We start from the raw sequence: 8,058 nt of genomic DNA, 5'->3' as shown, positions 1-8,058 counted from the left end.
TAAAGAACAACTCCGTAACTGGCTGCGACCGTTTACGAAGGATGAAGCGTTAGTCAAGTCAATCATAGAACAGCGGGATAGGGCTTATTTCCCGGCACTGTTCTATTTCGAAAAAGCTGTACTCATGTCTAAATGCAAAAAGTTTAATCTGGTTACAGAAGCCATCATTGGTCATGGTGGCCGTGTGAGATCAGCCAGCTTCAGCGCCGATAGCCGTCATGTGGTGACCGCCAGTCGTGATAAAACGGCAAAAATCTTTAGCCGGAAGGCCAATGGATCATGGGAAGAAAAAGTGACTATTACTCATAATGATGAGCTTATAAGAGCCACTTTCAGTCCTGATAGCCGCCATGTCGTGACCGTCGGTTGGGATAAGACTTCAAAAATCTATGGTCAGGAAGCCGATGGGTTATGGATACATAAATTCACTACTACCCATAATGGTAAGATCAGCCCACCCACCTTCAGCCCTGATGGCCACCATATGGTAACCGACAGTGATGACAACACGGCGAAAATCCTTAGCCAGAAGACTGATGGAACATGGGAGGAAAAACTCACTATTTCCTATGGCGCCTACGTCGATTCTGTCACATTCAGTGCAAGTAGCCGTTATGTAATAATCGCCAGTTTCGATAGGAAGGCGAAAATCATCGGTCAGGATGACAATGGATCATGGAAAGAAAAAGTCACTATTTTTCATGATGGTTGGATCGACTTAGCCAACTTTAGCACCAACGACAACTGTCTGGTGACCGTCTGTAAAGAAAACAAAGTGAAAATCCACGGCCAGATGGCCGATGAGGCATTTGAAGAAAAAGTCACTTTTTTCCATGATGACCGTGTCAACTCAGCGAACTTGAGCGCCGATGGCTCTCATTTGTTGACGGCCAGTAACGATAAAACAGCGAAAATCTGTAGTGAGAAGAGCGATGGCTTATGGGAAGAAACCATCATTTTCCATGATGACGTTGTCAATTCAGCCACCTTCAGCCCCGTTGGCCACAGTCTGGTGACGGCCAGTAAAGATGGCACGGCAACAATCTATGGCTTGGAGGCCGGATCATGGCAATATAAAGCCGCCATTTCCCATAATAACGATGTCATCTCGGCCATCTTCAGCCCGGATGGCCAACATGTTCTGACTGCCAGTAAAGATGGCAAGGCGAAAATCTATGGCAAGAAAGCTGACGGATCGTGGGTCAAAAAAGCCATCATTTCCCATAAAGATTGTGTTTCCTCGGCCACTTTCAACGCCGATGGCCGCCATGTGCTGACCACCAGTAGAGATGGAACAACAAAAATCTATGGTCAGGAGTGGGATGGATCCTGGAGCGAAAAAGTCACCATTCCCCCTGATAATTTGATCAGATCAGCCACCTTTAGCCCCAATGGCCACCACTTAGTATGCATCTATGAAGACGAAGTACGAATTATCAGACTATATAGCCCCCTATTTCATGATCAATGTCACCTCTTTTGATTCATGGCTCTCAATAACTGAGAGCATTCAGAAAGAGGCTGTTATAGTTACCGGTACTGGAAGGCAGAAACTTCGTTTGTAGCACCTAAAAGCAGATAATGAACTTTTATTTAAAAACAGACTCCAATGTACCTCATCAACTTTGAAGGTCCCTGCTAATTGAGGGCGAGTAGTGCATTAGGAGAAACCAAATATGCTTCCTGAGGCTAATAGTTCCGGCATGGCTGCAGTCTCGCCGTCAACCCATCGTGCTCGATTGGAGGGTGAACCATCGGGTGCCAGTGCGGGTAGGTCCATCACTGTATCTGACAAGGGAAAAAAGAAAAAACTTTTATTTCTCCATCTACCTATTGAAATAACAAACAAAATTATTGGTTTGTTGAAGTTTCGAGATGTTGCCAGCTTACAGCAGGTTTGTACTCATTTTAACTGGGCTATTAAAAACGATCATGCTTTGGAAAAGGCATGGTATCAACGGTTTTCTTCACCACACCAATATCAATTAAAGAAAATCCTTCCTACAGGGGATAAAGAACAACTCCGTCATTGGCTGCGACCGTTTACGAAGGATGAAGCGTTAGTCGAGTCAATTATAGAACAACGAAATAGCGCTTGTTTTCCTGCTCTGTTCTATTTCACCAAAGCCCGACTGATGTCTCAGTACAAAACGTTCGCTGTAGATACAGAAGTGATTATTGTCCATCATGGCATTGTCAACTCAGCCACCTTTAGTGCTGATGGCCGCCATTTGGTGACGGCCAGTGAAGATAAAACGGCCAGAATCTACGGCCAGAAGGAGGATGGATCATGGGAACAAAAAGTCATCATTTCCCATAAAAATCGAGTGAGCTCAGCCAAATTTAGTCCCGATAGTTGCCATGTGGTGACCGCTGGTTATGACAACAAGGCGAAAATCTATGAACTGGAAGATGATGGATCATGGGAAGAAAAAGCCATCATTTCCCACGATAGTCAAGTCAACGCAGTCGCTTTCAGTCCTGATAGTCGCCATGTGCTCACCGTCTGTAACGATGATAACGAGGTAAAAATCTGCAGTCGGCCAGACGATGGATCATGGGAAGAAAAACTCATCATTTCCCATGAAGAGTGTATCAACTCCGTCAGATTCAGTGGCGATAGCCGTCATGTGATGACCGCCAGTGACGACCAAAATGTGCAAATCTATTATCAGAAGGATGATGAATCATGGGAAGTACAAACCGTCATTTCTCATGATGACGAGGTTAACCATGCCATCTTCAGTGCCGATGGCCGTCATGTGTTGACCGTCACTGAAGACGATGAGGCGAAGATTTATGGCCAGATGGACGATGGATTATGGGTGGAAAAAGTCACCATTCCTCATAGCAGTGAAATCAACTCAGCGGCCTTCAGCGGCGATGGCTGCCATTTGGTGACGGCCAGTAAAGATAATACGTCGAAAATCTATGGCCAGAAGACCGATGGATCATGGGAACAAAAAACCATCATTGCCCATAATTGTCAGGTCAGCTCAGCCGCTTTCAGTCCCGATTGTCGCCATGTGGTAACCGCCAGTTTTGACGACACTGCGAAAATTTATGGCCAGAAGGACAATGGATTGTGGGAAGAAAAAATGACCATTCCCCATGATGCTTGGGTTAAAAGAGCTACTTTCAGCTCCGATGGTCGTCATCTGGTCACGGTCAGTAATGATGGCACGACGAAACCCTTTGGCAAGAATAACGGCGGCACGGCAAAAATCTATGGCATGAAGAATGATGGATCATGGGTCAAAAAAGCTATTATTTGCCATAAATATTCAGTCAACTCAGCTGACTTCAGTGCCGATGGCCGCTATGTGGTGACCACCAGTGAAGATGGGACGGCAAAAATTTATGGTCAGCAGACTGACGAATTATGGGTCGAAAAAACCATCATTTCCCATGAAGGTTCGATCGAATCAGCCACCTTCAGCATCGATGGACACCATATATTGACTATCAGTAGCGATAGGAAAGTGCGAATTAATAAACTACGGATGGAATAATGATTGTTTGCCGTGACAAATAAAAGGGACGCCATTGTGCATGAGCTGAAAGACAGATCTTGGTTAATGGCACCTGATCACAGGTTATGAACTTTTATTTCAAAAAAGAGTCCAATTTACCTCATCAATTTTGAATGTTCTTGCTCATTGAGGGCGACTAGAAAATTAGGAGAAACCAATTATGTTTTCTGAGGCTGGTAGTTCCAGCAGGATGGGTTCAGCCTCGCCGTTAACCCATCGCGCTCAATTGGAGGGTGAATTATCTGGTGCTAGTGCGGGTAGATCCATCACCGTACCTGACAAGGAAAAAAAACTTTTATTTCTCGATTTACCCATCGAAATAACAAACAAAATTATTGGCTTGTTGGAGTTTCGAGATGTTACTTGCTTAAAGCAGGTTTGTACTCATTTTAACTGGGCTATTAAAAACGATCATGCTCTGGAAAAGGCGTGGTATCAACGGTTTTCTTTACCACATCAATATCAACTAATGAAAATCCTTCCTATAGAAGACAAAGAACAACTCCGTCATTGGCTGCGACCGTTTACGAAGGATGAAGCGTTACTCAAATCAATCATAAAAAACCAAAATAGCAATTATTTTCCCGCTCTATTCTATTTCACCAAAGCTCAACTGATGTCTCAATGTGAAACCTTTAAATCCGTTACAGAAACCACCATTAGCCATCATGACTGTGTCAAAACAGCCACCTTCAGCGCAACTGGCCGCCACGTGGTGACGGCCAGTGAAGATGAGACGGCTAAAATCTACGGTCAGGAGATCAATGGATCATGGGTAAATAAAGCCATCATTTCCCACGATGACAAGGTCACCTCAGGCACCTTCAGCCCTGATGACCGCCATATGGTGACGACCAGCTGTGATAACTCAGCGAAACTCTATAGCCAGACGGCCAATGGATCATGGGAAGAAAATGTCATCATTTCCCATGATGAAGAGGTCAGATCAGCTATCTTCAGCGCTGATAGTCGCTATTTGGTGACCGCCAGTCATGATTGCACGGCGAAAATCTTTAGTCAGGGAGACGATGGGTCATGGGAAGAAAAGCTCACCATTCGTCACGACGATTGGGTCGACTCAGCCAGCTTCAGCAGCGATAGTCGTCATTTGGTGACCGTCAGTTTTGATGAGACTGCGAAAATCTATGGTCTGGAGGATGAGTCATGGGAAGAACAAACCATTATTACCCATGACGATTGGGTCTACTCAGCCACCTTCAGCAATGATGGTCGCCATGTGCTGACCGTCAGTAATGATTATGAGGTGCAAATCCATGGTCAGGTAGCCGATGGATTATGGGTAGGAAAAGCCTGCATTATCCATGAAGGTAAAGTCAACTCAGCTAACTTTAGTGCAGATGGCAGCCATTTAGTGACGGCCAGTAACGATGAAACGGCGGAAATCTACGGTCAGAAGACCGAAGCATCATGGGCACATGAAGCCACCATTATCCATGAGGGGCGAGTCAAATCAGCCAATTTCAGCCCCGATGGCAATTATGTGGTGACCGCCAGCAAAGATGGTACGGCAAAAATCTATGGTCAGAAGGACAATGGATCATGGGAAGAAAAAGCAACCATTCTCCATAAAGGTCCAGTCAAATCAGCCACCTTCAGTCCCGATGGTCGCCATGTGGTGACCGCCAGCAAGGATGGCACGGCGAAAATCTATGGTCTTAAGACTGGAGGATCATGGGTAGAGAGAGCCACTATTTCCCATAATCGTCGCGTCAAATCAGCCACGTTCAGCAACGACGGCTGCCTTGTGTTGACCGTCAGTAAGGATGGTAATGCGAGAATCATTGGTCAGGAGAGTCATGGGGCATGGGTCGAAAAAGCCATCATTGTCCATAAACGTAAGATCAAATCAGCCATCTTCAGCGCCGATGGACACCATATATTGACCATCAGTAGCAATGATAAAGTGCGAGTTAATAAACTACGGATGAAATAATGATTGTTTGCCGTGGCAAATAAAAGGGGCGCCATTATAACGCATTAATTTTGAACATCCTTGCTAATCGAAGGGGAGCACAGTCTTATTTTTAGTCCAGGTGCTCAAGCTGACCAGAATATGCAGGAAGAGCTTTTTTAGCATGGCAGTCAGTGAGAGGTGTAGAAAGTTAAATAGTGAGGCTCCTGAGAGCCTCCGATGAGTTTTAATCCGGATAGAGGCTGTTAAGACCGTTTTGATGGCTTGATTCACCGTTCTTTTGCTCTTTGCGCAGTTGTTTACACAGTGATATCAGTGCCTTTGTATCGAGCTTTTGTTCATGGCCGGAATAGAGGTTGGCTTCAAGCCGATTGAATGAAGTCACCAATGGATCACTGTTGAGTTTTTTCAAACACCTATCCATAGTCGTCAATCTTGAATTGCCAGACAGAGTTTGCACCCATTTAACAAAGCATCCGCGGATCTGATTGAGGTCTTCGGTATTGCAGGCGCTTTCAAACTCTTGCCAGGCTTCTTTCTCACTGAATCCCTGGGATTTAGGAATGTCAGAAGACTCAACCGCTGGCTTTTGAGAAGACCTGCATCGCCACAAAACCAATAAAGTGATCAGCCAGAGTAATCCAAACAGGGCAGATAATGAAGGCCATAGCCAGAAGGGCCTCTGGGTAGTGATATTAGCAATAGCAGGTGGACAGACTGTTTCTTCAGTCTTTTCGGTGGTTTGGACTGGAATCTCAGGGGTTGTTGTCAGTACTTCAGGGTTTTCTGAAGGATGCACGGTAATGGTTTTGGCAGGAATCGTAGCGACTTTCTCGGTCTGGGCATCGGTATCAAACCATTGATACTGCACCGGAGGGAGTTCAATTTTTCCGGGACGGGTTGGAATCAGAGCGATGGCTTCTATTCGGCTGCCAATAACACCCGAGTCAGTCGCTTTATCGTCGGACGTGGACTTGTCCGTGTAGGCACTGACGCCATCGAGTTTAGGCATAGTCACAGCAGGCAGCTGGACCCCCGTGAGTCCTTCAGCTTCTACGACGATGGTTCGAGTAATGGCGTCGCCTACCTTGATCTTGTCCAATGGTGCACTCCAGCCATCGGTCAGGGTCAGTTTTCGTGCAGGCAGCCAGACCGAACCTTTAAAGCTCTCTGGTTGTGGCCGGACGTTGAGGGTGATTTCGGCAGATCGAGCCGCAACGGGTTTGCCACTCATTGAAAAAATACTGCCAAAACTGTCCCGGCGGTCGTCAGGCATGGTGGCTGAAAAGGTAAGGCCGGGAATGTCCACCGAACCTGGTTTTTGAGGATGAATCGAGAAATTCAGCTCAAAGACACCGTACCGGGTTCCGTCCAGAACTGTCTCATAATTTCGGGTTTCACCCAGTTGCTGCACAATAGCACCATCAATATTCAGAGGTGAAAGTCGACGGTCGTCGTAAAGCTGGACCCGGTAGTAAATCTTCAGGGTCAGGATCACCTCTTGCTGAACATATGGTTTTTCGTCACTGACCTCGGTGCGAATGAAAACCGGGTCAATACCCCCCGGTCCGGCTTTCTGTTCAGTGGGCGTGTCAGATACTTCCAATCGGATAGCTTTAGAAGTCATGCCATCCAGCTGCAGGCTGGGTATCAGCAAACGGCCGGATTTTTTAGGGGAAAGGGTGACGACCCAGTCTCGCCAGGATTCGTTTCTGCCATTAATGATGCGAATCTGGCGACTTTGTCGAGTCCCCAGTATGTCAAAGTCATTTTCCAGAGGTGACAAATCAGGGGCAGCACTGGTGTCACTATCGGTTCTGAGTGTGAGTTCCAGAGTTTCGTATTCTGCCAGATGAGTCCGGTCAACAGAGGCGGTCAGGGCAGCCATCGCCTGGACAGAAAGAATTAATCCTGTCATCAGGACCAGTATTTTACTGAGTTTGGAAAAGATCGAGTTCACCATGACTGCTCCTGTTGTCTTTTTTGCTCTCTCTGTTGTTGCTGAAGGAATTTTCGCCTAAGTAGACCACCGGGGTCGTCTGGTATGGTTTTTAACCAGTTTTCAATGGCCTGCTGATCCGGGCTGGTGGTTTGCTGTTGTTCAAGAGAACCCAGTGCCTGTTGCTTCTGATCGCCCTGTTTTTCAGGTTCTCCAGTCTGGGCCTTTTGCAGCTCTTGGTTCTCTGCTGGCTTCCGTTGTTCAGACTTTTGATCCTGTTCACCAGAGAGAGAATGCTCTTTCTGATCTTCCTGTTGCTGTTCGCCAGACCGGGATTCAGAAGAGGATGCTTGCTCCTGGTTTTGTTGACCAGCGTTTTGCGGGTTCTGCTGTTGCTCATTTTCAGAGTTTTGTTGCTGGTTCTGTTTATCCTGACCCTGCTGGCTCTGATCTTTTTGTTGATTCTGCTGTGGGTTGTTGTTCTGATCCTGCTGCTGATTCTGCTGTGGGTTGCTGTTCTGATCCTGTTGTTGCTGATTCTGCTCCTGTTGTTGCTGATTCTGCTGTGGGTTGTTGTTCTGATCCTGTTGCTGCTGATTCTGCTGTTGGTTGTTATTCTGATCCTGCTGCTGTTGCTGCTGCTGTTGCTGTTG

General features: G+C 46.4%; 5 protein-coding genes. 3 read left to right on the top strand and 2 right to left on the bottom strand.

Annotated elements, in window-relative coordinates:
• The 3 genes from KDK19_RS14975 to KDK19_RS14965 form a co-directional block, all read left to right on the top strand.
• Positions 1–1,483: WD40 repeat domain-containing protein (locus KDK19_RS14975; RefSeq protein WP_257292264.1), on the top strand; the 1,483-nt coding region annotated here is incomplete at its 5' end.
• A 193-nt stretch (positions 1,484–1,676) separates the two neighbouring features.
• Positions 1,677–3,512, top strand: coding sequence for a WD40 repeat domain-containing protein (locus KDK19_RS14970; protein ID WP_257281095.1), 1,836 nt, complete (start codon positions 1,677–1,679; stop codon positions 3,510–3,512).
• Positions 3,513–3,693: 181 nt separating this feature from the next.
• On the top strand, positions 3,694–5,487 hold the full coding sequence (locus KDK19_RS14965; protein ID WP_257281094.1) for an F-box/WD repeat-containing protein: 1,794 nt from the start codon (positions 3,694–3,696) through the stop codon (positions 5,485–5,487).
• A 205-nt stretch (positions 5,488–5,692) separates the two neighbouring features.
• Here KDK19_RS14965 and KDK19_RS14960 read toward each other — a convergent pair whose 3' ends face one another.
• Positions 5,693–7,429: a BatD family protein gene (locus KDK19_RS14960; RefSeq protein WP_257281093.1), complete on the bottom strand. Its 1,737-nt coding sequence runs from the start codon at positions 7,427–7,429 to the stop codon at positions 5,693–5,695.
• Positions 7,423–8,058: hypothetical protein (locus KDK19_RS14955; RefSeq protein WP_257292263.1), on the bottom strand; the 636-nt coding region annotated here is incomplete at its 5' end. The genes KDK19_RS14960 and KDK19_RS14955, both read right to left, overlap by 7 nt.

Origin of the sequence: Endozoicomonas sp. ONNA1, assembly GCF_024606325.1 — a bacterium.
In the GTDB taxonomy this organism is placed as follows: domain Bacteria; phylum Pseudomonadota; class Gammaproteobacteria; order Pseudomonadales; family Endozoicomonadaceae; genus Endozoicomonas_A.
This window is presented reverse-complemented; position numbering and strand designations above follow the sequence as displayed.